Source organism: Flavobacterium rarum (SeqCode) (assembly GCF_965234445.1).
Classification (GTDB): Bacteria; Bacteroidota; Bacteroidia; order Flavobacteriales; family Flavobacteriaceae; genus Flavobacterium; species Flavobacterium rarum.
In genome coordinates this window covers 186,804-211,386 of sequence record NZ_OZ248490.1, presented here as the reverse complement: position 1 = coordinate 211,386, position 24,583 = coordinate 186,804, and the positions used below count along the sequence as shown (strand labels likewise).

The 24,583-nt window shown below is 31.4% G+C and carries 25 protein-coding genes; 16 read left to right on the top strand and 9 right to left on the bottom strand.

The features are described from left to right. Positions 1-82 precede the first annotated feature (82 nt). The 3 genes from AC8GF4_RS09100 to AC8GF4_RS09090 all read left to right on the top strand — a co-directional run bounded on the left by AC8GF4_RS09100 (position 83) and on the right by AC8GF4_RS09090 (position 3,315). Positions 83-556 (top strand): DUF6495 family protein, encoded by a 474-nt coding sequence (locus AC8GF4_RS09100; protein ID WP_506594064.1) that lies wholly within the window; start codon positions 83-85, stop codon positions 554-556. A 73-nt stretch (positions 557-629) separates the two neighbouring features. Further along, on the top strand, positions 630-2,633 hold the full coding sequence (gene ligA, locus AC8GF4_RS09095) for an NAD-dependent DNA ligase LigA (RefSeq protein ID WP_506594062.1): 2,004 nt from the start codon (positions 630-632) through the stop codon (positions 2,631-2,633). Beyond that, positions 2,623-3,315, top strand: coding sequence for a hypothetical protein (locus AC8GF4_RS09090; protein ID WP_506594060.1), 693 nt, complete (start codon positions 2,623-2,625; stop codon positions 3,313-3,315). The genes ligA and AC8GF4_RS09090 overlap by 11 nt, the downstream gene beginning before the upstream one ends. On the opposite strand, the gene AC8GF4_RS09085 is transcribed toward AC8GF4_RS09090, so the two are convergent. Then, positions 3,301-4,212 (bottom strand): bifunctional metallophosphatase/5'-nucleotidase, encoded by a 912-nt coding sequence (locus AC8GF4_RS09085; RefSeq protein WP_506594058.1) that lies wholly within the window; start codon positions 4,210-4,212, stop codon positions 3,301-3,303. The two genes, AC8GF4_RS09090 and AC8GF4_RS09085, sit on opposite strands and share 15 nt — an antisense overlap. Positions 4,213-4,297: 85 nt before the next feature. Next, positions 4,298-5,077 carry a 5'-nucleotidase C-terminal domain-containing protein gene (locus AC8GF4_RS09080; RefSeq protein ID WP_506594056.1) on the bottom strand — a complete coding sequence of 260 codons (780 nt, stop codon included), beginning with the start codon at positions 5,075-5,077 and terminating at the stop codon, positions 4,298-4,300. 47 nt (positions 5,078-5,124) lie between these two features. Between AC8GF4_RS09080 and AC8GF4_RS09075 the strand changes: the two genes are divergently transcribed. From AC8GF4_RS09075 to AC8GF4_RS09015, 13 genes are all read left to right on the top strand, one after another. Further along, a complete protein-coding gene (locus AC8GF4_RS09075) occupies positions 5,125-5,643 on the top strand; it encodes a DUF6913 domain-containing protein (RefSeq protein WP_506594054.1) in 519 nt (172 codons plus the stop codon). 8 nt (positions 5,644-5,651) lie between these two features. After that, positions 5,652-6,539, top strand: a complete 888-nt coding sequence (dapA, locus tag AC8GF4_RS09070) for a 4-hydroxy-tetrahydrodipicolinate synthase (protein WP_506594052.1) — start codon at positions 5,652-5,654, stop codon at positions 6,537-6,539. 128 nt (positions 6,540-6,667) lie between these two features. After that, positions 6,668-7,462: an outer membrane protein assembly factor BamD gene (locus AC8GF4_RS09065; RefSeq protein ID WP_506594050.1), complete on the top strand. Its 795-nt coding sequence runs from the start codon at positions 6,668-6,670 to the stop codon at positions 7,460-7,462. A gap of 8 nt (positions 7,463-7,470) precedes the next feature. Then, complete coding sequence (locus tag AC8GF4_RS09060; RefSeq protein WP_506594048.1) at positions 7,471-7,788, top strand: DNA-directed RNA polymerase subunit omega; 318 nt, start codon at positions 7,471-7,473, stop codon at positions 7,786-7,788. An 8-nt stretch (positions 7,789-7,796) separates the two neighbouring features. Continuing rightward, positions 7,797-9,008 carry a bifunctional phosphopantothenoylcysteine decarboxylase/phosphopantothenate--cysteine ligase CoaBC gene (gene coaBC / locus AC8GF4_RS09055; protein WP_506594046.1) on the top strand — a complete coding sequence of 404 codons (1,212 nt, stop codon included), beginning with the start codon at positions 7,797-7,799 and terminating at the stop codon, positions 9,006-9,008. Further along, complete coding sequence (gene porD / locus AC8GF4_RS09050) at positions 9,001-9,888, top strand: type IX secretion system protein PorD (RefSeq protein WP_506594044.1); 888 nt, start codon at positions 9,001-9,003, stop codon at positions 9,886-9,888. The genes coaBC and porD overlap by 8 nt, the downstream gene beginning before the upstream one ends. A gap of 49 nt (positions 9,889-9,937) precedes the next feature. Continuing rightward, positions 9,938-11,590, top strand: a complete 1,653-nt coding sequence (gene recN, locus AC8GF4_RS09045; protein WP_506594042.1) for a DNA repair protein RecN — start codon at positions 9,938-9,940, stop codon at positions 11,588-11,590. Between the two features lie 91 nt (positions 11,591-11,681). Continuing rightward, the gene (gene fabV / locus AC8GF4_RS09040) at positions 11,682-12,872 is read left to right on the top strand and encodes an enoyl-ACP reductase FabV (protein ID WP_506594040.1); all 1,191 of its coding nucleotides are present in this window, start codon (positions 11,682-11,684) and stop codon (positions 12,870-12,872) included. Positions 12,873-13,205: 333 nt separating this feature from the next. After that, a complete protein-coding gene (locus AC8GF4_RS09035; RefSeq protein ID WP_506594038.1) occupies positions 13,206-14,012 on the top strand; it encodes an enoyl-ACP reductase FabI in 807 nt (268 codons plus the stop codon). Between the two features lie 118 nt (positions 14,013-14,130). After that, positions 14,131-15,129 carry a glycosyltransferase family 2 protein gene (locus AC8GF4_RS09030; RefSeq protein ID WP_506594036.1) on the top strand — a complete coding sequence of 333 codons (999 nt, stop codon included), beginning with the start codon at positions 14,131-14,133 and terminating at the stop codon, positions 15,127-15,129. Position 15,130: 1 nt separating this feature from the next. Next, positions 15,131-15,727 carry a dephospho-CoA kinase gene (gene coaE, locus AC8GF4_RS09025; protein WP_506594034.1) on the top strand — a complete coding sequence of 199 codons (597 nt, stop codon included), beginning with the start codon at positions 15,131-15,133 and terminating at the stop codon, positions 15,725-15,727. A gap of 59 nt (positions 15,728-15,786) precedes the next feature. Further along, positions 15,787-17,370 carry a sensor histidine kinase gene (locus tag AC8GF4_RS09020; protein ID WP_506594032.1) on the top strand — a complete coding sequence of 528 codons (1,584 nt, stop codon included), beginning with the start codon at positions 15,787-15,789 and terminating at the stop codon, positions 17,368-17,370. Positions 17,371-17,373: 3 nt separating this feature from the next. Further along, positions 17,374-18,081, top strand: a complete 708-nt coding sequence (locus AC8GF4_RS09015) for a response regulator transcription factor (protein ID WP_506594030.1) — start codon at positions 17,374-17,376, stop codon at positions 18,079-18,081. A gap of 38 nt (positions 18,082-18,119) precedes the next feature. Here the strand turns inward: AC8GF4_RS09015 and AC8GF4_RS09010 are convergent, their stop codons facing one another. The 7 genes from AC8GF4_RS09010 to AC8GF4_RS08980 form a co-directional block, all read right to left on the bottom strand. Next, positions 18,120-18,860 (bottom strand): acyl-[acyl-carrier-protein] thioesterase, encoded by a 741-nt coding sequence (locus tag AC8GF4_RS09010; protein WP_506594028.1) that lies wholly within the window; start codon positions 18,858-18,860, stop codon positions 18,120-18,122. 39 nt (positions 18,861-18,899) lie between these two features. Then, complete coding sequence (gene miaA / locus AC8GF4_RS09005; RefSeq protein ID WP_506594026.1) at positions 18,900-19,820, bottom strand: tRNA (adenosine(37)-N6)-dimethylallyltransferase MiaA; 921 nt, start codon at positions 19,818-19,820, stop codon at positions 18,900-18,902. Positions 19,821-20,002: 182 nt separating this feature from the next. Further along, positions 20,003-21,364 (bottom strand): exonuclease domain-containing protein, encoded by a 1,362-nt coding sequence (locus AC8GF4_RS09000; protein ID WP_506594024.1) that lies wholly within the window; start codon positions 21,362-21,364, stop codon positions 20,003-20,005. Positions 21,365-21,429: 65 nt separating this feature from the next. Beyond that, positions 21,430-21,840: a four helix bundle protein gene (locus AC8GF4_RS08995; protein ID WP_506594022.1), complete on the bottom strand. Its 411-nt coding sequence runs from the start codon at positions 21,838-21,840 to the stop codon at positions 21,430-21,432. A 70-nt stretch (positions 21,841-21,910) separates the two neighbouring features. Beyond that, the gene (locus tag AC8GF4_RS08990) at positions 21,911-22,570 is read right to left on the bottom strand and encodes a YggS family pyridoxal phosphate-dependent enzyme (RefSeq protein ID WP_506594020.1); all 660 of its coding nucleotides are present in this window, start codon (positions 22,568-22,570) and stop codon (positions 21,911-21,913) included. Between the two features lie 19 nt (positions 22,571-22,589). Beyond that, positions 22,590-23,477, bottom strand: coding sequence for a 3-hydroxyacyl-CoA dehydrogenase family protein (locus AC8GF4_RS08985; RefSeq protein ID WP_506594018.1), 888 nt, complete (start codon positions 23,475-23,477; stop codon positions 22,590-22,592). Between the two features lie 91 nt (positions 23,478-23,568). Continuing rightward, positions 23,569-24,534 carry a Gfo/Idh/MocA family protein gene (locus AC8GF4_RS08980; protein ID WP_506594016.1) on the bottom strand — a complete coding sequence of 322 codons (966 nt, stop codon included), beginning with the start codon at positions 24,532-24,534 and terminating at the stop codon, positions 23,569-23,571. Positions 24,535-24,583: the final 49 nt, after the last annotated feature.

The window sequence follows — 24,583 nt, the reverse complement described above, 5'->3', positions numbered from 1 at the left end:
GAAGGCTTTTTTTTGGTCTAAAAAAGTCTAAATTTGCAATCAGAATATATTTTATCAAAAAGAAAGAATTTAATAGCATTACATGAAATACGCAAGACTTACAAAAGAACAATTTGAAGAGTTAACACAAGAATTTACTAATTTTTTAGCAACTCAGGCAATTGATAAAGCCGAATGGGATAAAATTAAAGCCGAAAAACCAGAAGTAGCCGAACAAGAATTGGATGTTTTTTCGGATTTAATTTGGGAGGGTGTGCTTACAAAAGCAACTTATTTGGAATTTTTCTCCAAGAATCATATTTTTCTCTTTCATTGTTTTGATACGGATATAAAATCTATTGTTTTGAAATCTTTGGTTCCTGAAACTGATTTTTTGACAAAAGAAGGATTGGAATGGCTTAGCGATAATATGTTTACCGACACAATCGAAATGAAAGTGGGTAGAAAAGAATTTACAGAAGAACGCAATCTTTCTATTTTTCAATTGATACAGCAAGGTTCTTTTTTAAGCGACGGTCAATTATACAATCAAATTAATACGATTATTGAATCATAAAATTGATTTTTAAACTTTAAATTGGTTATTTTAGTAGATTATTTAATCGACTAGAATAGCCAATTTTCGTTTTATGAATATACAGCAAACCATTCAAACGCTTCGGGAAGAACTCAATCTTCACAATTATAATTATTATGTGTTGGACAAACCCACATTATCTGATTATGAGTTTGATATAAAGTTAAAAGAACTACAAGATTTAGAAAATAAAAATCCTGAGTTTTTTGATGCCAATTCGCCAACACAAAGAGTAGGAGGGACGGTAACTAAAAATTTTGAAACTATTGCACATGAATACCGCATGTACTCACTAGACAATTCCTATTCCAAAGAAGATTTGATCGATTGGGAAACCCGTATTCAGAAAGTTTTGGGAAATGTCCCTTTAGAATATACTTGTGAGTTAAAATACGATGGAGCATCAATTAGTATTACTTATGAAAATGGGATGCTAAAACGCGCAGTAACACGTGGCGATGGTTTTCAAGGAGATGATGTGACCAATAATATAAAGACAATCAAATCTATTCCGTTGCAATTAAAAGGGAACTATCCCACTCAATTTGCTATTCGTGGTGAAATTATTTTGCCTTTTGCAGGATTCGAAAAGATGAATCAGGATTTAATAGAAATTGGAGAAACGCCTTATTCCAATCCAAGAAATACGGCTTCTGGAAGTTTAAAACTACAAGACAGTGCAGAAGTAGCCAAGCGCCCTTTGGATTGTTTGCTTTATTTTTTGATTGGTTCAAGCTTACCTTTTGATACTCAATTTGAAGGTTTGGAAGTGGCCAGAAATTGGGGATTTAAAGCTCCAACTGAAGCAAAATTGTCTAAAAATCTAGAAGAAGTTTTTGAGTTTATTGAGTATTGGGATGTGCACCGTCATGAATTACCTTATGAAACGGATGGTGTAGTTATAAAAGTGAATGATTTTCGCCATCAGGAAGAATTAGGATATACAGCCAAATCGCCACGCTGGGCAATAGCCTATAAATTTAAATCGGAACAAGTTGCTACAAAATTAAATTCAATATCGTATCAAGTTGGAAGAACAGGAGCGATTACACCGGTTGCTAATCTTGAACCTGTGCAATTAGCTGGAACGATTGTAAAACGCGCTTCATTGCATAATGCAGATCAGATTGAAAAACTGGATATTCGAGTAAACGATACCGTTTTTGTAGAAAAAGGAGGAGAGATTATTCCAAAAATCATAGCGGTTGATTTAAGCAAACGCTCCGAAGATTCTGTGCCTACTTTATATATTTCGCATTGCCCAGAATGCAATACAGAGCTAGTGCGTAGTGAGGGGGAAGCCAATCATTATTGCCCAAATTTTTATGGTTGTCCACCTCAAATTATAGGGAGAATTCAGCATTATATTTCACGAAAAGCCATGGACATAGAAGGTCTCGGTGGCGAAACAGTGGCATTGTTATTCAATAACGGATTGGTACACAATTATGCCGATTTGTATGAATTGACAGTTGAACAAATTTTGCCTTTGGATAGAATGGCACAAAAATCGGCTGAGAATTTAGTGAAAGGTGTCGAAAATTCTAAAAATATTCCATTCGAGAGTGTTTTGTTTGCTTTAGGAATTCGATTTGTAGGGGAGACAGTTGCCAAAAAGTTAGCAAAGCATTATAAAAATATTGATGCGTTGCAACAGGCAACTCTTATGGAACTGGTTTTGGTGGATGAAATTGGAGAACGAATTGCGCAAAGTGTAATTGATTTTTTCGAGAACGACGAAAATAAAATCATAATTGAAAGATTAAAAAGTTATGGTGTTCAATTTGAAATTATCGAAAAAATAAATCCAAATGCAACAGAGAAATTCCTAGGTAAAACATTTGTGGTTTCTGGCGTTTTTTCTACTTTTTCAAGAGATGAATTAAAAAATGCAATTGAAGATAATGGCGGAAAAGTGGGAAGTTCAATATCTGCTAAAACCGATTTTGTAGTTGCAGGAGACAATATGGGTCCCGCAAAACTGGAGAAAGCAACCAAATTAAACGTTTCAATAATTTCTGAAGATCAATTTTTAAAAATGTTAAATGAAAGCTAGTACACCATCACTTGTTTTGTTTTTTATAACTTCAATATTGGCAATTATCTTCAAATTGTTTAATGATGAAATTATGGTTTTGTTTACTAAATCTATTATAATTCCATCGTTATTTATATATTATTTAGTGTCCAATCAATACAGAATTACTTTTTTGAAAGCATTAATTTTTTTGCTGTGTTTTGTCCGGGATGTATTTACTACATTAAATATAAAAGAGTCTCCTATGGGTTCTTTTTTGTGTATGATGAGTGTTTATGTTTTACTATTGTATTTGGCCCTAAAAGATTTTAAATCTTTAAAATTTCATTTTAAAGACAGTCTTTCAATTTTTATATTGATTTTGGCAATTGGATTTATTTGTTATTCTGTTTTAAATTTAAAACTAGAAAATTTAGAACTTGATTTTTGGTTGTATGTGGTTTTTGGAATAATTTTAAGTCTATTGAGTATTATTTCTATCATAAATTATAACAAAAATGGAAGTTACGCTTTTTTTAATGCGATGGTCATGTGCATCTGTTTTATAGTAACAGACATTTTTTTTGTAGTATATAAATTTTATCTTTACAACTACTCCTTTATTTTAATTAGTATTATTACTCAGTTTTTATCGTATTTTTTTATGGTAAATTATTTATTGGTGAAAGATAAAATGATTGAAGATTTAAACGATAATTGATTTTCCTTGTGCTGACTTTTGTTTATTCGAATCAAAATAAAAATCAATTCGACCTAGATTAATTCCATAACAGCCTACTTGATTTACGAGTACTTCTTTTTGTTCAAGATTTTTTACAATTGTTGGTTTGTCCAAAAAGGTATGCGTATGGCCTCCAATAATCAAATCAATATCTTTTGTAAGTGATGCAAGTTTTAAATCACAAATTTTATTGGGTTCATTTTTATAATTATAACCTAAATGAGACAAGCAAATAACTAGATCACATTTATTTTCATGCTTGAGGATTCGAACCATTTCTTGTGTGGTTTCTTCAGGATTGTTGTATACAGTTTCTTTGTAATTGTTTTTATCAACTAATCCTGTTAATTCTATTCCAAGTCCAAAGACCCCCACTTTTATACCGTTTTTATGGAAAATTTTAAATGGTTTTACAAAGCCATCCATAGCTGTATTTTTAAAATCATAATTAGACGATATGAAATCGAAAGTAGCATGTGGTATTTGGGCAACCATTCCCTCTAATCCATTATCAAAATCATGATTTCCAATAGTTGTGGCATCATATTTCATCATGCTCATCAATTTATATTCTAATTCACCTCCATAGTAATTAAAATAGGGAGTACCCTGAAAAATATCGCCAGCATCTAGTAGTAGTACATTTGGATTTTCTAATCGTATTTTTTCAATTAGTGAAGCTCTTCTAGAAACACCACCCTTATTTGGATTTCTCGGATGGTCGGCAGGAAAGGGGTCTATGTAACTATGAACATCGTTGGTGTGTAAAATGGTTAAATGTTCTATAGTATCCGATTTAAAACTGCTTAAGGATATTCCTAAGCTTAATAAAGCAGTACTTGCAACCGTTTTTTCTATAAAGTCTCTTCTTTTCATTTTGGTATTTTTTGCTTTGAAAAAGTATAAGGTAAAATGGGGTTTGTAATCGAATCGTGATGATTTTTAGTAAAACAAAACAGAATTATTCTATTAATATTCGAATGTCTTTTTTTACTTTTAGGGTATCAACATCTGTAAAATAGTCAATCAATATATTTCTCAGTTTATAATCTAAATCAAATTTTCGACTTCCTTTTTTAAAAAAATCCATACCACCACCGCCATTGGCTAAATAATCATTCGTGGCTACATAATAAATAGTTGAATTTTCAATGGGCTTGCCTTGGACTAAAATGTTTTTGGCTTCATTTTTTTTGTCAATGCTAAAGGTCAACCCTGAAAGCGGATGTGGGCTTTTGTCTTTAATGAAAAAAGTAACAATCTCTTGAATTTGTTCTCCTTTTAATGCAATGACAACAAGGCTGTTTTCAAAAGGCATTATTTCAAATGCATTTCTTGCAGATACAGCGCCTTTTGGTAGTATCGAGCGTATTCCCCCATCATTGAGTAAACAGATGTCAATATTCTTGTTTTCTCTTTTATTGAAAACTGTATTTCCTTTCAATAAGGTAACATCAGACATGAAATTACCAATATTGGTTTGCCATTCTCCCTTGCTTTTTTCTAAAGTTTCTGGATTGTAAGCTAGTACTTTGTCGAGATCGTTATTGATTTTTTCTCTATAAGGTTTTATAAAGTTTTCAATTTCAGTATTTTCATTTTCTTTTTCAGTAATTGGGATTTGTTTGCCTTCGATTTTTGAAACAGTATGGTTTTTAGTACTGCAAGAAATAATAAAAAATAGTGTTAAGAATATAACAAAAAGTTTTAAAAACCCATTATAGTTTTTTAGATTTACCATCTTAAATGTAACTTAAATAATTAAATTTGTAATCCTGTAAATGTACTATGTTTTTAAATTATGTAAAGCGCTTTTCTTTATTAAGAACATTAAAAAAACAGCTTTTTAATGTTAAGAAAGAATCATTGATTTTGCCAATTACAAGTGTTGGTTTGATTGTTGATGAAAGGCGATTTTTTGAAACTAATGCTTTAAAAAACGAAATCATTTCCAATGGGATTGCCGAAAATAATATTAAAATTATCTCATACAAAGAAGTTGTTAAAAATAAAGTAACTTCTGAAATTCCTTTTTTTGGATGGAAAGATTTGAATTTTAAAAATGAATTTACAAAACAATCAATAAATGATTTTTTATCAAAAGAATATGATTTATTAATTAATTATTACAATGAAGAAGATACTCTTTTGTTGTTTTTATCACAAAAGGTTGAAGCTAAATTTAAAGTTGGATTTTCAGCTGTTGACAAAAGATTAAATCATTTATTAATCAATATTGAGTTAGAGAATTACAAGGGTTTTACTCATGAGTTATTTAGGTACTTAAAAATATTAAATAAAATATAATTTACATTATGCAATCATTAATAGGGACTGGTGTTGCTCTAATTACACCGTTTAAAAACGATTTTACAATTGATATCGAAGCTTTACGCAGAGTTGTAAATTTTTCAATTGATGGCGGAATTGAATATCTTGTTGTGCTAGGTACAACTGCAGAAAACGCAGTATTGTCTAAAGAAGAAAAAGAATTGGTTATTGCAACAGTTATAGAAGTCAATGCTGGAAGATTACCATTGGTTCTTGGGGTTGGTGGCAATAATACTTTGGAAGTTGTAGAAGAATTAAAAACTAGAGATTTGAGTTCTTTTGTCGCAATTTTATCAGTTTCTCCATATTATAATAAACCAACTCAAGAGGGAATCTATCAGCATTTTAAAGCAGTTTCGGAAGCTTCACCAATTCCAGTGATTTTGTATAATGTTCCAGGACGTACGGCAAGTAATATGTTGCCAGATACGGTTTTGAGATTGGCAAATGATTTTGATAATATAGTTGCTATAAAAGAAGCTTCAGGAGATTTGGTTCAAGCAATGCAATTATTAAATAATAAACCTAAAGATTTCTTGGTGATTTCTGGAGATGATATGATTGCTTTGCCAGTTGTTTTGGCTGGAGGTGCTGGAGTTATTTCTGTAATTGGGCAAGGTTTTCCTAAAGAGTTTTCAGAAATGATTCGTTTGGGATTGAATAGAAAAGTGGATGACGCTTTTAAATTACACTATTTATTAGCCGATTGTATTGATATGATTTTTGAGCAAGGCAATCCTGCAGGAATAAAAGAAGTGTTTGCTATTCTGGGGATTACAGATAATATTGTTCGATTACCATTGGTTTCAGTAGATGAAACTTTATCAAATCGCTTGCAATTATTTGTAAAAAAAATGGTTAAAAATGTATAAAAAATCCATTTTTTTTTAAAATAAAGAAATATTTTGTAATAGCTAAATTAATAACTAAATTTGCCACCTAACTTTGGTGGCTTTTATTGCATATATACTAGGCAATAAATATAAAATCAGTAAGAAAAATGAAGAAAATAATATCTGTATTGTTTGTTGTTGTGTTTTTTTGTTCTTGTAGCGAATATCAAACTGCTTTGAAAACAGAAGATGTTGCTAAAAAGTTTGAAGTTGCAACTAAATTATATGATGCTGGAAGTTATTCAAAAGCAATTCGACTTTTTGAGCAATTAGCACCTGCTTATAGAGGAAAACCACAAGGAGAAAAATTGTTTTACATGTATGCTCAAGCGTGTTACAAAACAAAGCAGTATTATTTAGCAGGTTATCAATTTGATAGTTTTGTTTCAGGTTATCCTAAAAGTGAAAAATCAGAAGAATGTGCCTATTTGGGTGCTCAAAGTTATTCAATGTTATCTCCGGTATTTAGTATTGATCAAACGGACACTTTCAAAGCAATTGAAAAAATACAAGGATTTATTGATCGTTATCCAAATTCAACATTTATTGCAGAAGCCAATGCAACTTCTAAAAAACTGAATGAAAAGATAGAACGTAAAGTGTACGAAAATGCTATTGAATACAATAGGATTTCGAATTACAAATCTGCTATAATTGCATTAGATAATTTTATTTCAGATTTTCCTGGAACAACTTATAAAGAAAAAGCATTATACTATAAATTGGATTCTGCTTATCTATTGGCTATAAATAGTGTTCCTTCTAAAATGGAAGAAAGATTAAACGTAGCAAAAATAAGTTATAATAATTTGGTTAAGTTTAAACCAAATTCAGAATACAAAAGCAAAGCAGACGTAATGCTTGCCGAAATTGATGTTGAATTACAAAAATATAATAAATAAATAAAGTCATGGATTTAAAAAAGACAAATGCTCCGGTTAATACAATAACTTACAACAAAACAGTTATTGAAGAACCAACTGGAAATGTGTATGAGGCGATAACAATTATGGCTAAAAGAGCAAATCAAATTAATTCTGAGATCAAAAAAGAATTAACTGAAAAGCTAGAAGAGTTTGCTACTTACAACGATAGTTTAGAAGAAGTTTTTGAAAATAAAGAGCAAATCGAAGTTTCGAAATTCTATGAAAAATTACCTAAACCTCATGCTCTAGCTGTTCAAGAATGGTTAGAAGGTAAAATATATCACAGAGAAGCAAACAAATAATCTATACAATGTCAGTTTTAAGTGGAAAAAAGATTTTGCTAGGAATTTCTGGCGGAATTGCTGCGTATAAAACGGCTTCATTAGTTAGACTTTTTATAAAAGCAGGTGCACATGTCCAAGTGATAATGACACCTGCTTCTAAGGATTTTATAACCCCACTTACCTTATCAACTTTATCCAAAAACCCCGTTTTTTCAGAATTTTATAATAAAGACGAAAAAAACGAAGAGTGGAATAGTCATGTTGAATTAGGTTTATGGGCAGATTTAATGGTAATTGCTCCTGCAACTGCCAATACGTTATCAAAAATGGCTAATGGATTATGTGATAATCTGTTAATTGCTTGCTATTTATCTGCAAAATGTCCTGTTTATTTTGCTCCTGCAATGGATTTGGACATGTACATTCATCCATCAACTTTAGAAAGTTTTGCAACTCTAAAGGCTTTTGGAAACACTATGATTCCCGCAGAAACTGGAGAATTAGCCAGTGGTTTGTCTGGTGAAGGAAGAATGGCAGAACCCGAAAATATTGTTTCATTTTTGGAAGCGGATCTCGAAAGTAAATTACCACTTAAAGGAAAAAAAATCCTTATTACTGCAGGACCTACTTACGAAGCCATTGATCCAGTTCGTTTTATTGGTAATCATTCCTCAGGTAAAATGGGATTTGATATCGCTGAAAGTGCAGCCAATTTGGGTGCAACTGTGATATTAGTTTCTGGCCCCACTCATTGTAGAATTAATAATCCATTGGTTCAATTAATTCCAGTAGTAAGCGCTCAAGAGATGTATGATACTTGTCATCTGTACTATCAAGAGGTAGATGTTGCTATTGCAGCTGCGGCCGTTGCAGATTATAAACCAAAGATTGTTGCACAACAAAAAATAAAAAAAGCTGCAGACGATTTTACAATAGAACTAGAAAAAACCAAAGATATACTTGCTTCACTAGGTGCATTAAAAAAGAATCAATTTTTAATTGGGTTTGCTCTTGAAACAGAAAATGAAATTGAAAATGCTAAAGGTAAAATTCAGAAAAAAAACTTAGATTTGATTGTTCTTAATTCGCTACAAGATGAAGGTGCTGGTTTTGGAAAAAACACTAATAAAGTTACATTTATAAATAGTTACTTTCAAATTGAAGCAATGGAATTAAAATCCAAACAAGCTGTAGCGGATGATATTTTAAACAAAGTAATAGCTCATTTTTATGGTTAAATATTTTTTGTATTTGGTTTTATTTTTAAGTTGTAGCTTTGTACAAGGGCAACAGCTGAATTGTACTATAACAATAAATACACAAAAATTAAACAATCCCAATCAACAAATTTTTAAAACGCTTGAAACGGCTATAAACGAATTTGTTAACAAAACAGATTGGACCGGTCAAGCACTATCTCAAAAGGAAAAAGTAAACTGTTCAATGTTTATTACATTATCAAATTATACTTCGAATCAATTTGTAGCCAATATTCAAGTTCAATCATCTCGAAACGCTTATAATTCAACTTATTCATCACCAGTTTTGAATATTAATGATAAAGATTTTACTTTTAATTACACTGAATTTGAACTTTTAACATACAATCCAACTAGTTTTGATTCGAATCTTATTTCGGTTCTTTCTTTTTATTCTTATATCATATTGGGTATGGATGCCGATACTTTTATTCCTATGTTTGGCGATAAAAACTTTAAAGAAGCTTTAAGTATATCCAATCTTGCTCAACAAGGCGGTTACAAAGGTTGGAATCAATCTGACGGTACTTTGAGTAGATATGTTTTAATTAATGACTTATTGTCTCCAATTTATTCTGAAATAAGACAATCAAGTTTTCAATACTACCTTGGTTTGGACACAATGAATCAAGATCCTAAAAAAGCCAAAGAAATTATTAAAACTTCTTTAATTAATTTATCCAAACTGAATGGTACCAAACCAAATTCGTATTTATTACGAATTTTTATGGATTCAAAATCAGATGAAATTGTATCTGTTTTTTCTGGTGGACCCAATATTTCTATAAATGATTTAGTAGATAGTTTGAATAAAACATCGTCTACAAATGCCGGTAAATGGCAATTATTGAAATATTAGTATTTAGTTTAATTCCATTTTTTTTCAACTTATTCCTAAAATTCTATAAATGATTACTTCACTAGCTATAAAAAATTATGCGTTAATCGATAAATTAACTATTGATTTTTCAAAAGGGTTTTCAATAATTACTGGAGAGACAGGCGCTGGTAAATCTATTATATTGGGCGCTTTGGGTTTGGCTTTAGGAAAAAGAGCCGACTTGACTTCGCTTAAAAATAAAGAAGAAAAATGTGTAATTGAAGCGCATTTTGAAATTTCAAAATACAATTTACTTCCTTTTTTTGAAGCCAATGATTTGGATTATGAAAATGATACTATTATAAGAAGAGAAATATTACCTTCTGGAAAATCAAGAGCTTTTGTTAATGATAGTCCTGTAAATCTTCAAGAATTACAAGAGTTAAGCCTTTATTTAATAGACATTCATTCGCAACAACAAACTCAAGAATTATCGGATGAAAATGTCCAATTTAAAATTATTGATGCTATTGCCAATAATTTTGGACAAATTAATGAATATCAAAATGTTTTAAAATCGTATAAAAGTGATAAAGCGAAATTAAATTCGCTTTTGAAAAAAAAGTCAGAGGCTTCTAAGGAGCAAGAATACAATACATTTCTTTTGGAAGAGTTGGTGTCTTCAAAATTGAAATCTGGTGAACAAGAAACTCTTGAAGCTGATTACGAGCAATTAAATAACGTGGAGATTATCAAAGAATCACTCGATAAATCTCTGGCTATAGCCAATGAAGATCAAATTGGAGTTTCTCATAATTTGAATGAAATAAAAAACTCCATACAAAAGATTGCTTCTTTCTCAGGAGATTATAATTCATTATTTGAAAGAATTACAAGTCTAAAAATTGAGTTTGAAGACATTGCAATTGAATTGAATCGTTGCACAGAAAAATTGATTAATGATCCAGAGCAACTGAATTTAATTAATCAAAAATTACAACTCATTTATAATTTACAAAAGAAACATCAAGTTTCTACAGTTGATGATTTAATTGTTATTCAAAGTAAATTAGAAAATGCAGTATTAGAATTAGGAAATATTGATGAGGAGATTGTGAAATTAACCCATTTAGTTGATGCTAATGTAAAACAGTTGGATCAAATTTGCGATGCCATCCATGCAAAAAGGGTAGAAGCAATTCCTATTTTGTCGCAAAAATTGATTACCATTCTAGAGACTTTAGGAATGCCTAATGTTCGTTTTAGTATGGAAATAAAGGGTACTTCAACGTATTTTGAAAACGGAAAAGACGAGTTACAGTTTTTAATTTCTGCCAATAAAGGAACCGATTTTGGTCTTTTGAAAAAAGTAGCTTCTGGTGGAGAAATGTCACGTATTATGCTTGCTGTTAAAGCTATTTTAGCTCAATATTCAAAACTACCAACTTTGGTTTTTGATGAAATAGACACAGGTGTTTCTGGAGAAATCGCAAATAGAATGGGGGAAATTATGAAAGAAATGAGTACCCATATGCAGATATTTGCCATTACGCATTTACCACAAATAGCTGCCAAAGGAAATGCGCATTTCAAAGTGTATAAATCTACTGTGGGTGAAGAAACTCAGTCAGAATTAAAATTGTTAACTAGCGAAGAAAGAATAATAGAAATTGCTCAAATGTTGTCTGGAACTGTTGTTTCAGATTCGGCCTTAAATCACGCAAAAGCCTTGTTGAACTAAATAATTGGTTTATATTTGTCCATTCAATTTTAGAAGTTTAAAACATTCAATTTATTAAAAAATTATAATATAAATTAACGTATAGAATACTATGATTATAGAACCAAGAATGAGAGGATTTATTTGTTTGACAGCTCAACCAAAAGGATGCGAACAAAGTGTTAAGAATCAAATTGAATATGTAAAATCAAAAGGAACTATAGCAGGAGCTAAGAAAGTATTAGTTATTGGAGCGTCAACAGGTTTTGGATTGGCTTCTAGAATTACAAGTGCTTTTGGTTCTGATGCCGCTACAATTGGTGTATTTTTTGAAAAAGAACCTACAGAAGGAAAAACAGCTTCTCCAGGTTGGTACAATTCCGCTGCTTTTGAAAACGAAGCACATAAAGCTGGTTTGTATGCAAAAAGTATTAATGGTGATGCTTTTTCAAATGAGGTAAAAAAACAAACTTTGGATATGATCAAAGCAGACTTAGGTCAAATTGATTTGATAATTTATAGTTTGGCTTCACCGGTACGTTTAAATCCTAATACTGGAGTTTTGCACCGTTCTGTTTTAAAACCAATTGGTGGAACTTTTACAAACAAAACTGTAGATTTTCATTCTGGTAAAGTTTCAGAGATTTCTATCGAACCTTGTACAGATGAAGATATTGCCAATACAGTGGCGGTAATGGGTGGCGAAGATTGGGCAATGTGGATTGATGCATTAAAAGCTGAAAATCTTTTGGCTCCAGGTGCTACAACTGTTGCTTATTCTTATATTGGACCATCATTAACAGAAGCAGTTTATAGAAAAGGAACAATCGGGCGTGCCAAAGATCATTTGGAAGCTACTGCTTTTACAATTACAGATAGTTTAGCCGATATTAACGGTAAAGCTTATGTTTCTGTAAACAAAGCATTGGTTACTCAAGCTAGTTCTGCAATTCCAGTAATTCCATTGTATATTTCTTTATTGTACAAAATAATGAAAGAAAAAGGGATTCATGAAGGTTGTATAGAGCAAATCCAGCGTTTGTACCAACAAAGATTGTACACAGGTGAAGAAATGATTACCGATGAAAAAGGAAGAATACGTATCGACGATTGGGAAATGCGTGAAGATGTTCAAGATCAGATTGCAAAACTTTGGATTGAAGCTACAACGGAAAACCTAGCCGATTTAGGAGATTTGGAAGGGTATAGAAGTGATTTTCACAATCTATTTGGCTTTGGTTTTGATGGCGTAGATTACACTGCAGACACAAACGAAATGGTTGCTATTACAAGTATTGGATAATTAGCAAACAATATTAATAGTTTCAAAACACTTTATTTCTTGATGGTTTATTTCAAGAGAATAAAGTGTTTTTTTATGGACTGAGTTCAATTCGTTAGTTTTAAAGCAGAAATATTTGGCATTTTTGGAAATATGGTCCCGCTATTCGCTTCAATCTTGTTAGCCGAACGCCGACTCACAAGGATTTTCGCTTCTATCGGGGCTATTAGGTTCTATAGTGATTTGTCAGTAGTGAAAATGGACTAAAATCTATCAATTAATGAATAATTTTACTATTATTTAACCATAGCCCACGGTTGAAACTGTGGGCAGCATAATTTTAAATATCATTTTATGTATAATTTATTAAAAGGAAAAAGAGGAATTATTTTTGGAGCTTTAGATGAAAATTCTATTGCTTGGAAAACCGCACAACGTATTCACGACGAAGGCGGTATTTTTGTATTAACCAATGCTCCCGCAGCAATGCGCTTGGGAGATATTGACAAATTGGCTCAAAAACTAGGTTGTCAAGTTATTGCTGCTGATGCAACATCAGTAACCGATCTCGAAAATTTAGTCGATCAATCTATTGAGATTCTGGGAGGTAAAATTGATTTTGTTTTACATTCAATTGGAATGTCGGTCAATGTTCGAAAAGGAAATCATTATACCAATCAAAATTATGAATTTACAGAGAAGGGTTGGAATGTTTCTGCAGTGTCGTTTCATAAACTTCTTCAAGTATTATACAAAAAGAAGGCTATGAATGAGTGGGGAAGTATCATTGCGTTGTCATATATGGCGGCACAACGTGTTTTTCCAGATTATAATGATATGGCCGACAATAAAGCGTATCTCGAATCAATAGCTCGAAGTTTTGGGTATTTTTTTGGTAGAGATCAAAAAGTAAGAGTGAATACCATTTCGCAATCACCTACTGCCACACGTGCAGGACAAGGTGTCAAAGGTTTTGATGGATTTATTGCTTTTGCAGAAAAAATGTCTCCATTGGGGAATGCAACTGCAGCAGAATGTGCCGATTATATTGTTGTAATGTTCTCCGATTTGACTCGAAAAGTAACTTTGCAAAACTTATTACACGATGGCGGATTTTCGAATATGGGAGTAAGTCAAGAAGTAATGGAAATGTTTAAATAGTCAAATTAATGACTTTGTTATTAAAAAATCATCAATCAAAAATTGATGATTTTTTTGTGGATAAAGAGTACCTTTGTTAAAATTTAGAAATAAAAAATATTTAATACTGCTTAAGATTATGTTGTTTTCATTGATTATTCCTGTTTACAATCGACCAGATGAAGTGGATGAACTTTTGGAAAGTTTGTCAAAAACTACTTATGAAGAAATTTTTGAAATTGTTCTTATTGAAGACGGATCTACAATTCGTTGTCAAGATGTAGCTCAGAAATATGGGGACAAACTAGATATTTCCTATTATTACAAAGAAAATTCAGGTCCTGGTGATTCTAGAAATTACGGAATGAAAAAGGCAAGAGGCGATTATTATATCATTTTCGATTCGGATTGTATTATTCCAAGTACGTATTTGTACGAGGTAGATAAGGCGTTGAAAGAAAATTTCGTAGATTGTTTTGGAGGTCCAGACAAAGCGTTGGATAGTTTTTCGGATATTCAAAAAGCGATTAATTTTGCTATGACTTCTTTTCTGACAACAGGAGGAATCAGAGGTGGTTCTGAAAAAATCGTAAAGTTTCAACCGAGAAGCTTTAATATGGGATTGTCTCGTAAAGCGTTTTTGGCTTCAAATGGTTTTGGTAATATTCATCCTGGTGAAGATCCAGATTTGTCTATTCGTTTGTGGAATTTAGGTTTTGAAACAAGACTTTTCACAAAAGCATTCGTGTATCATAAGCGAAGAATTGATTGGGAAAAGTTTACAATTCAAGTTAATAAATTTGGTAAAGCAAGGCCAATTCTCAATAGTTGGTATCCAAAATATAATAAATTAACTTTTTTCTTCCCAACGTTTTTTATAACAGGTTTTTTTGTATCTTTAATATTATTGATTTTTAATCAAGATATTCTTCTTAAAATTTATTTTGTTTATTTTTTGGCATTGTTTTTGGTGTCTTCTATTCAGAATAAAAGTGTTAAAATTGGTTATTTATCATTAATAGCAGTTTGGAAACAATTTTACGGGTATGGAATAGGGTTTTTTAAATCTTATGTCAAAGTGATTGTTTTAAACCAAGATCCCAAAAAGGCTTTTCCAGAACTGTTTTTTAAAGTATAAAATGACAAAAGTAATTGGATTAACAGGTGGAATTGGAAGCGGTAAAACAACTGTAGCCAATTTGTTTTCGACTTTTGGAATCCCGGTTTACATTACAGATTTAGAAGCCAAAAGACTAATGGACTCTGATTTAATTTTAAAACAAATTAAGAAAGTCTTCGGGAAATCTATTTTTGAAAGTGGGGTTTTGGTAAGAGAAAGATTGTCTCAAATCGTATTTAATGATGTAGATAAATTGAAACAATTAAACAAAATTGTTCATCCTGCAGTAAAACAGCATTTTAAAGATTGGCTTTTAGAAAATGAAACGGCACCATATGTAATCTATGAAAGTGCAATATTATTTGAAAGTGGTAGTTATAAACAATGTGATTGCGTAATAAATGTTGTGTCACCTCTTGAAATTAGAATTCAGAGAGTAATAACTAGGGATAATACCACTAGAGAAAAAGTACTGGAAAGAATGAAAAATCAATGGAATGATGAGGAAAAATCATCAAAAAGTGATTTTGTCATAGAAAATAGTAGTATTGAGGCATTAAAGCTGGATATTGTTAAAATTCTTAAAATTTTAGGAATTAATCAAATCAAATCTTAAATGTTAATCTTTGGTTAATGCTTTATTTACTATATTGTTAAAATACTAATTTTGCTTAAATGAATAAGTTATTTTTTAGAGTACTAGTCTTGTTAATGAGTTTGTCCTTGATTGGGATCATTCTTGTTCAAGTATATTGGTTTAATAATTCGTTTAAGAATAATGATGAACAATTTAAATTTCATGTAAAGCAAGTAATTGGCAATGTTGCTGATAAATTGCAAAGCAGAGAGGCGTATAGTTTTTATGATAAGTACAATCATTATAAAGATAGTACTGGTAAAATTCCAAAAAGGGATGATTTGTTGGAGTTTTATTATGTTCAAAAAAACCCTAAAACAAATAAAACAATTATTTATTCCAATAGTATAATTTCTGAAGATTTTAAAATTTCGGCTGGATTGTTTGATAAAAAGTTTGATACTGAGAATTTTAAAAATTTCAATTCAAAAAGGGTAACTGAAATATACAATAATAATAAGGTTGATAATTCTGGACTTCAGCAAAGTTTAATACCAGACATAAAGATTGAAAAATCGGGTAATTTGGATGTTTTAGATAATGCACAATTTGAAATTTTCTTTAAAGACATAGCTTCAGCAATGCCTCTTGAAGAAAGAGTTTCGAAAGAAGTTTTAAATGGATTAATAAAAAAAGAATTAGAAGAATATGGTGTGAAAACCAAATTTGAGTTTGGTATTTATAGTAATGGAATTGCAACAAAAATAAAATCGGAAGATTTTAAATACGATAAAGATGCTACTTATTCTATTCCCGTTTTTACAGATAATGAGGGAAATGAAAAATACAAACTTTTGGTTACTTTTCCTCATAAGAAAAAGTTTTTATTGTCTGAATTAGTGAGTATTACAATATTGTCTATCATATTTACTTTGATTATTATAATTGCTTATACAAGTGCCTTGAATCAATTAATACGTCAGAGACAGATATCAGAGATTAAAACTGATTTCATAAATAATATGACGCATGAATTTAAAACACCAATTGCAACTATAAATTTAGCTTTGGATGCCATTCGGAACCCTAAGATTATTGATGATAAAGAAAAGGTTTTTAAGTATCTTGAAATGATTCGAGATGAGAATAAAAGGATGCATGCACAAGTTGAAAATGTATTGCGAATATCTAAATTAGAAAAAAAGGAATTAAATATTATTAAAGAATCTAGCGATATTGAGGAAGTAATAAACGATGCAATTGATCATGTAAATTTAATTCTGGAAGACAGAGATGGAAGTGTTGATGTTCATTTTGGAGCTGTTAGAAAGACTGTTTTATTAAATGATGTTCATTTTACAAATGTGATTGTCAATATTTTAGAAAATGCTATAAAATATTCACCAGACACTCCAAAAATTGATATATATACAGAAAATATAAAGGACATGGTTCTTGTTAAAATAAAAGATAATGGTGTTGGTATGAGTAAAGTTGCTCAAAAAAGAATTTTTGAGAAATTTTATAGAGAGCATACAGGAGACATACATAATGTAAAAGGACATGGGTTAGGTCTTGCTTATGTAAAAAGAATTGTAGACGACCATAATGGTCAAGTATATGTTGAAAGTGAAAAGGGAAAAGGAAGTACCTTTATAATAAAATTACCATTAATAAATTAAAATATGGAAAACGCGAATAAAAAAATTCTGTTAGTTGAAGATGACCTTAATTTTGGTGCTGTACTAAAAGACTATTTAATGCTAAATGATTTTGAAGTTGTTTTAGCTAAAAATGGTATGGAAGGTTTTGAAAAATTCAAAAAGGATACTTTTGATTTATGTATTCTCGATGTAATGATGCCGTATAAAGATGGATACACTTTGGCTAGAGAAATAAGAGAAAAAAATAATGAAGTGCCTATTATTTTCCTTACTGCAAAATCGATGAAAGAGGATGTTTTAAAAGGATACAAAGCGGGTGCTGACGATTATTTGAATAAACCTTTTGATTCTGAAGTGCTTTTAATGAAAATTAAAGCGATTATTCAAAGAAAAGCATCTGATGCAAAACCGGAAGCGGTTCAATTTGAGTTTAATATTGGTAAATTTCATCTTAATTCAAAACTTCGTTTCTTAACATATAGTACTGAAGAACCTATTAAGTTGTCTCCAAAGGAGAATGAATTACTTAAAATGCTTATTCTTCACGAAAATGACTTAATGCCAAGAGAATTGGCTTTGACAAAAATATGGAGAGATGATAATTATTTCACCTCTAGAAGTATGGATGTTTACATCGCTAAGCTTAGAAAATATTTAAAATTGGACGAGGATGTCGAAATTTTAAATATTCATGGAGAAGGATTTAGATTAGTTGTTAAATCCAAATAAAAGTATAAAAAAAGCTTCGATTGATTCGAAGCTTTTTTTTATTTCCAATTGAGTTGCAATGCAAAACTTGTTTTTTCCTCTTTTGTAATGCTAAAAACAGCGTTTGTTTCATTAATACATTCATGAATCAAAACGGAATCTTTTAAAGAGAGTTCCTTTAAAAAGTTCATTTCAAAACTCTTTATTTGTTGATTTAATACTTTTTTTTCATCAACTAAGTCCAGACACCATTCTAAATATTTTACATTATTAGCATGGTTTACGATATCCAAATCGGATAAAAATACAGTTTTTTCAAAAACAACTTCTTTTTCGTGTGATACATTAATTTTTGAGAATCCTGATTCTGTAGCTTTGTCTTCTGGATACAATTCAAAATGCTGATAAGGTAGTGCCAATGGTTCTGGTCTACGGTTTTGGGTGTTAAAAACTGCCCAAAAGGTCTCAGATCCTACAATCTTTTTCCCGTTAACATACATTTCTAGTGCCCGAACAGAACGGGAATTTTCTAAGGAATTGATCCAAGTTTTTACAGTTACAACATCTCGCCATTTTGGTAAATCACTTATTTCTACACGCATTCTGCTGAGAACCCATGCCTGATTGAATTCTTGCATATCAGTAAAACTAATACCGCCGACTTCGGAGTGTGCAGCTGCAGTTAATTGCAATAAATTACATAAATCGGTATATTTTAAATGACCGTTGGGTGTACATTGTGTAAAATTGATTTCCCAATCTTTGCTTAAAACAGAAGTAAAATTTGGACTTATTGGCATGGAAGATGTGATTTAAGATTTAAGACTTTAGATTTTGATTTAAGAAATTTGATTTTGTATGTGCTTAATTATTTCATTTCGTTCTGTTAAATTATCAAACCATTTGGTGTTTTCTTTTCGTTTGAACCAAGTAAGTTGTCGCTTTGAAAACCGTCGAGTATTTTTCTTAATTTCATCAATGGAAAAAGCCAATGTGAATTCTCCTTCAAAATAGCTAAACAATTCTCTGTAACCAACAGTTTGTAAGGCGTTTAATTCTCTTTGGTTATAAAGAGCTTTGGCTTCTTCAACGAGTCCTTCTTTCACCATTATATCAACTCTTTGATTGATTCTGTCATAAATAACACTTCTTTCTGCTTCAAGACCAATACTAATTGGAACAAAATTACGGTTGTTTTTTTTATGATTTAAAAAGGAAGAATAGGGTTTTCCAGTTCCAATACAAACTTCAACAAAACGCATCATCCGTTGTGGATTTTGTAAAGTTTGAGGATTGTCAATTGTTATGTTTTTAAAATAATTGGGATCTAATAGTTCTAATTGACTTTGTAAATACTCAATTCCTAGTTTTTCGTAATTCAAATTTACTTTTTCTCGAATGGATGGATCAATAGTTGGAAATTCGTCAAAACCTTTTAAAATGGCATCTACATACAATCCAGAACCACCAACAAGAACAACGTAATCATTGTTTTTATGCAATTCTTCAATTTTTAAAAGGGCTTCTTTTTCGAAATCGCCAACAGTATAGGTATCTAAAATTGATTTATTTTGAATAAAATGATGGTTTGCGCTGGCCAATTCTTCTGGACTGGGAACTGCAGTTCCTATGCTCATTTCCTTGAAAAACTGTCGGCTGTCACAAGAAATAATTTCACAATTATAATGTTTGGCCAATTCTATACTCAGGGCAGTTTTGCCTATAGCTGTTGGTCCGACAATGGTAATTAAGTACTTCATATTTTTTTAGCCCAGATGGAAACGGAAACCCCGGAATATTTCTAGGTAGTTTTTCTTGGGGTAAAAGAGCGACTAAAAGAAGCTCCTTTTATGCCTTAGAAAACAACTAGAATAATGAGGAGTTGTAATGTACAGCTGGATCAGCTACTCATTATTAAAGGAGTTGTTTTATTTGGGATTTTTTAGAAATTAATAATTTTCAGAACTCTATTTTTTCTTAAATAACCCTGAATGTAGGATCTAGTATCTCTATTGTTTGGCATTGTAATCAAGATGTTTTTTAGGATTTCTGGAGTGTGAATCTGATAATTTAAATCATAGAAAGCATATCCTTTGTAAATGCCCTTTTCGATTAAAATAGCGCTATGTTCTCCAATTTTTCGACCTTTGTCAATGATAATCATGTTTTTATTGTCAAAAATATTTTTCTCAATAAAGATTTGAACCCTAGCATTGTATTCTTCTTGATCTATTTTACCTACACATGCGCCATCACATTTGTTTGTTTCATTTTGCAAACAATTTGTTTTTGAATCTGTTATTCCAGTTAGTTTCGGACACAATTGATAGGTTGCTGTAATGCGATTAAGCGCGCCTTTGCCCTCGGCTTGAGAAGCAAATGCAGTGATTTCTTTTTTTCGTCCGTCTGCTTTTTGTAGTTTTAAATTCAAATATCCATTCGAATCCTTTTCGGCATAAATAGCCCAAGAAAAGGTGTTTTTTCGAGACATTCTATTGTAAATTGGTCTGTTTTTTTTAATTTCTTCGGATTCTTTTAATAAAGCTATCAATTCGCTACCTGTTTCTTCAAAAGTTACTGTGAAGACTTCGGCCTGAATTTTTTTGGCACTTGTTGTAATTCCTGTAAAATGCTGATTGACTCTTTTTTTGATGTTTTTGCTTTGACCAATAAAAATAATAGAGCCGTTTTCTCGGTGAATATAATAAATACCCGTTTTGGAGGGTAAACTTTCGATGATGTCTAATAATTTTGGGGAAACTCCTTTGATTACTTCGAATTTGATAAGTTCTTTTACAATTATTTTTTCGAGATCTTTGTCCAAAAGCATTTGGAAAAGCTTTACAGTTGCCATTGCATCTCCACTAGCACGATGTCTGTCTGCCATTGGAATACCGAGGGCGCGAACTAATTTTCCTAAGCTATGTGAGGGTTGTTCGGGTAATAAGCGTTGTGATAATTCAACTGTACAAAGTGTTTGTACATTAAAATCATATCCCAAACGACGGAACTCTGTGCGAAGTATTCTGTAATCAAATGAGGCGTTGTGCGCTACAAGAACACAATCATTTGTCATCTCTATAATGCGTTTGGCTACTTCAAAAAACTTTGGAGCACCACGTAGCATTTCGTTGCTGATTCCCGTAAGTTTAACTACAAACGGTTGAATGGGGATTTCGGGATTGATTAAACTAATAAATTGATCAACAATTTCGTGTCCATCAAATTTGTAGATAGCAATTTCCGTAATTCCTTCTTCGTTGAATTGTCCTCCTGTGGTTTCTATGTCGAGTATTGCGTACATTTTCAATATCAATTTCAAAAATCAATTTCAATAGCAATGACAATTTCAAAAAGCAATGTCAATCCCTAAAATTGAAAATTGTAATTGAAATTGATATTGTAATTGATTCGTTTTTTATTGTTTATCATTTTTGAAGCGATTGCAATAAGTTCTTCAACTTCTGTCAATAGCCACTTTCTTTCTTCTGAATCTCCTGCTTTTATATAATCAAGAACTTTTAATGAATTTCTAGATTCTTTCAATTCCTTTACGCTTAATGAAGCTTTGAAAATAAAATCTTTACTTGTTATAGTGCCTTGTGCTTCTCCATAATTTAATGAAGAACTTCCAGACGATCTTATAAGTTGGTTCTTGTAATATTCAACCTCATAAGATTTTTCTAATTTTCTAACAAAGAAAATACATTCTCCAGCAAATCGAACTAAACGATCTTCAAAATTGTAAATTTTATCAAAATTGGGTTCATCAACTTCCATTGTATTTTATTTTTCTATTGATTTTCTTTTTTGATTGAAATTGCCATTGCTATTGAAATTGTCATTGAACCTATCTTCCCCCAAAGATACTACTTCCAATCCGAACCATTGTGCTTCCGTATGCAATTGCCAATTGATAGTCGCCAGACATCCCCATGGAAACCGTTTGCAGTTTACAATTTTCTATTTGTAGTAACTGTAAACCATCAAAAATTGTTTTCAAATGTGAAAATTCTTTTTGGATTTGGTTTTGATTATCCGTAAAAGTAGCCATTCCCATTACCCCTACAATTTGGATGTTTTTCATCTCTTTGAGCGTAGGCGAGGCGAGGAGTTCTGAAAGTTCTTTTTCGTCAAGGCCAAATTTTGATTCTTCTTCGGCTATGTATATTTGAAGCAAACAATCAATAATTCGATTATTTTTTAAGGCTTGTTTGTTGATTTCTTCCAGTAATTTTAAGCTATCCACACCATGAATTAAGCTCACGAAAGGAGCCATAAATTTGACTTTATTGGTTTGTACATGACCAATCATGTGCCATTCGATGTCTTTGGGCATTTGTTCCCATTTATCGGACATTTCCTGGATTTTATTTTCACCAAAAATACGTTGGCCAGCATTATAGGCTTCCATTAAATCTGCTACTGGTTTGGTTTTGGAAACCGCTACCAAAGTCACATGCTCTGGAAGAGTTGATTTTATTTGGAGGAGGTTTTGTTTGATAGACATGAATTGATTTTGTTAAAGATTAAACAAATTGTTTCGAAATCTTCTCTGCTTTTTTGCTTTCACTATAATCATAAAATCCTTCTCCTGATTTTACGCCTAGTTTACCCGCTCTCACCATGTTTACCAATAACGGACAAGGCGCATATTTTGGGTTTTTGAAGCCGTCGTACATTACATTTAAAATTGCAATGCAAACATCAAGACCTATGAAATCGGCTAGTTGTAGAGGTCCCATAGGGTGTCCCATTCCTAGTTTCATTACTGTGTCTATTTCATAAACACCGGCTACTTTGTTGTATAGTGTTTCAATTGCTTCATTGATCATTGGCATCAAAATTCTATTGGCCACAAAACCCGGATAATCGTTTACTTCTACAGGAGTTTTACCTAGTTTTTCGGATAATTTCATGATAATTTGCGTCACTTCGTCACTGGTGTTATACCCACGAATGATTTCTACCAACTTCATGATAGGTACCGGATTCATAAAATGCATTCCAATTACTCGTTCCGGGTGCGCAACCACAGCTCCGATTTGCGTAATCGAAATAGATGAAGTATTGGTTGCCAAAATAGTGTTGTGAGAACAAACTTCGTTTAATTGCTTGAAAATGTTTAATTTTAATTCTACATTTTCGGTTGCGGCTTCCACAACCAAATCAACTCCAACAACTCCGTCTTTAATATCAGTATAGGTAATAATATTGGTGAATGTTTTTACTTTGTCTTCTTCAGTGATGGTTCCTTTGGAAACCATTCGGTCCAGATTGGCTGCTATCGTTGCCATTCCTTTGTCTAGTGATTTTTCGGAAACATCAATTAATTTTACGGTGAAACCACTTTGTGCAAAAGTATGAGTAATTCCGTTACCCATTGTTCCCGCTCCGATTACAGCTATAATTTTCATCTTTTTTTATTTATAAGTTAAAAAAGTTTAAAATTTAAAGACGAATGATTGACTTTAAACTTTAAACTTTGAAGGTGTGTTTTTTTGTTTTTTATTTTTTAAAACAATCTATAATTTGATAGGCTACTCTCAAAGCATCAGTAGCTTGCTCCAATGTAACCACTGGAGTAGTGTCGTTATTTATAGCATCTGCAAATGATTCCAGTTCGTCAAGTATGGCATTGTTTTGTTCAACATCTGGATTGGAGAAATAAATTTGTTTTTTTACTCCTTCAGCATTTTGTAAAATCATATCAAAATCTCCTGGTACTTCTGGAGCATCTTTCATTTTTACCACTTCGCATCTTTTTTCAAGAAAATCGACTGAGATGTAGGCATCTTTCTGAAAAAATCGTGATTTACGCATGTTTTTCATCGAAATACGGCTTGCCGTTAAATTGGCAACACATCCATTTTCGAATTCAATTCTAGCATTGGCAATATCTGGTGTATCACTTATTACAGAAACTCCACTAGCATTGATGTTTTTTACTTTTGATTTTACAACACTCAAAATAGCATCGATATCATGTATCATTAAATCCAAAACCACTGGTACGTCAGTCCCACGAGGATTGAATTCTGCCAAACGATGGGTTTCAATAAACATTGGGTTTTCGATCATGTTTTTGGTGGCAATGAACGCAGGGTTGAACCTCTCAACATGACCTACTTGACCTTTGACATTATATTCTTTTGCCAATGCAATGATCTCTTCGGCTTCTTCAACGGTATTTGAAATGGGTTTTTCTATAAAAACATGTTTGCCCGATTTGATCGCCACTTTGGCACATTTATAATGAGAAAGTGTAGGTGTAACAATGTCAATAACATCAACCGCATGAATTAATGTTGCAATGGTACTGAAATTTTTATATCCAAATTCCTTGCTTATTTTTTCAGCGTTTTCTTGATTGGGGTCATAAAAACCAACTAATTCATACTTTTTAGATTGTTGTAATAAACGCAAATGTATTTTACCTAGATGACCCGCACCTAGTACTCCAATTTTCAGCATAGTAATGATATTTCTACAAAAATAGTAATTAAATGATTAAATTATTGTG

What these genes read in the sequence shown, in the direction of transcription:
- AC8GF4_RS09080 (WP_506594056.1), bottom strand. Translation starts at nt 5,077, where the DNA reads ATGGTAAATCTAAAAAACTATAATGGGTTTTTAAAACTTTTTGTTATA.
- AC8GF4_RS09020 (WP_506594032.1), top strand. Translation starts at nt 15,787, where the DNA reads ATGAATAAGTTATTTTTTAGAGTACTAGTCTTGTTAATGAGTTTGTCC.
- coaBC (WP_506594046.1), top strand. Translation starts at nt 7,797, where the DNA reads ATGTCAGTTTTAAGTGGAAAAAAGATTTTGCTAGGAATTTCTGGCGGA.
- AC8GF4_RS08990 (WP_506594020.1), bottom strand. Translation starts at nt 22,570, where the DNA reads ATGTCTATCAAACAAAACCTCCTCCAAATAAAATCAACTCTTCCAGAG.
- AC8GF4_RS08985 (WP_506594018.1), bottom strand. Translation starts at nt 23,477, where the DNA reads ATGAAAATTATAGCTGTAATCGGAGCGGGAACAATGGGTAACGGAATT.
- AC8GF4_RS09035 (WP_506594038.1), top strand. Translation starts at nt 13,206, where the DNA reads ATGTATAATTTATTAAAAGGAAAAAGAGGAATTATTTTTGGAGCTTTA.
- AC8GF4_RS09010 (WP_506594028.1), bottom strand. Translation starts at nt 18,860, where the DNA reads ATGCCAATAAGTCCAAATTTTACTTCTGTTTTAAGCAAAGATTGGGAA.
- AC8GF4_RS08995 (WP_506594022.1), bottom strand. Translation starts at nt 21,840, where the DNA reads ATGGAAGTTGATGAACCCAATTTTGATAAAATTTACAATTTTGAAGAT.
- AC8GF4_RS08980 (WP_506594016.1), bottom strand. Translation starts at nt 24,534, where the DNA reads ATGCTGAAAATTGGAGTACTAGGTGCGGGTCATCTAGGTAAAATACAT.
- dapA (WP_506594052.1), top strand. Translation starts at nt 5,652, where the DNA reads ATGCAATCATTAATAGGGACTGGTGTTGCTCTAATTACACCGTTTAAA.
- miaA (WP_506594026.1), bottom strand. Translation starts at nt 19,820, where the DNA reads ATGAAGTACTTAATTACCATTGTCGGACCAACAGCTATAGGCAAAACT.
- AC8GF4_RS09030 (WP_506594036.1), top strand. Translation starts at nt 14,131, where the DNA reads ATGTTGTTTTCATTGATTATTCCTGTTTACAATCGACCAGATGAAGTG.
- AC8GF4_RS09065 (WP_506594050.1), top strand. Translation starts at nt 6,668, where the DNA reads ATGAAGAAAATAATATCTGTATTGTTTGTTGTTGTGTTTTTTTGTTCT.
- fabV (WP_506594040.1), top strand. Translation starts at nt 11,682, where the DNA reads ATGATTATAGAACCAAGAATGAGAGGATTTATTTGTTTGACAGCTCAA.
- AC8GF4_RS09090 (WP_506594060.1), top strand. Translation starts at nt 2,623, where the DNA reads ATGAAAGCTAGTACACCATCACTTGTTTTGTTTTTTATAACTTCAATA.
- AC8GF4_RS09100 (WP_506594064.1), top strand. Translation starts at nt 83, where the DNA reads ATGAAATACGCAAGACTTACAAAAGAACAATTTGAAGAGTTAACACAA.
- ligA (WP_506594062.1), top strand. Translation starts at nt 630, where the DNA reads ATGAATATACAGCAAACCATTCAAACGCTTCGGGAAGAACTCAATCTT.
- AC8GF4_RS09075 (WP_506594054.1), top strand. Translation starts at nt 5,125, where the DNA reads ATGTTTTTAAATTATGTAAAGCGCTTTTCTTTATTAAGAACATTAAAA.
- porD (WP_506594044.1), top strand. Translation starts at nt 9,001, where the DNA reads ATGGTTAAATATTTTTTGTATTTGGTTTTATTTTTAAGTTGTAGCTTT.
- AC8GF4_RS09060 (WP_506594048.1), top strand. Translation starts at nt 7,471, where the DNA reads ATGGATTTAAAAAAGACAAATGCTCCGGTTAATACAATAACTTACAAC.
- AC8GF4_RS09085 (WP_506594058.1), bottom strand. Translation starts at nt 4,212, where the DNA reads ATGAAAAGAAGAGACTTTATAGAAAAAACGGTTGCAAGTACTGCTTTA.
- AC8GF4_RS09015 (WP_506594030.1), top strand. Translation starts at nt 17,374, where the DNA reads ATGGAAAACGCGAATAAAAAAATTCTGTTAGTTGAAGATGACCTTAAT.
- AC8GF4_RS09000 (WP_506594024.1), bottom strand. Translation starts at nt 21,364, where the DNA reads ATGTACGCAATACTCGACATAGAAACCACAGGAGGACAATTCAACGAA.
- coaE (WP_506594034.1), top strand. Translation starts at nt 15,131, where the DNA reads ATGACAAAAGTAATTGGATTAACAGGTGGAATTGGAAGCGGTAAAACA.
- recN (WP_506594042.1), top strand. Translation starts at nt 9,938, where the DNA reads ATGATTACTTCACTAGCTATAAAAAATTATGCGTTAATCGATAAATTA.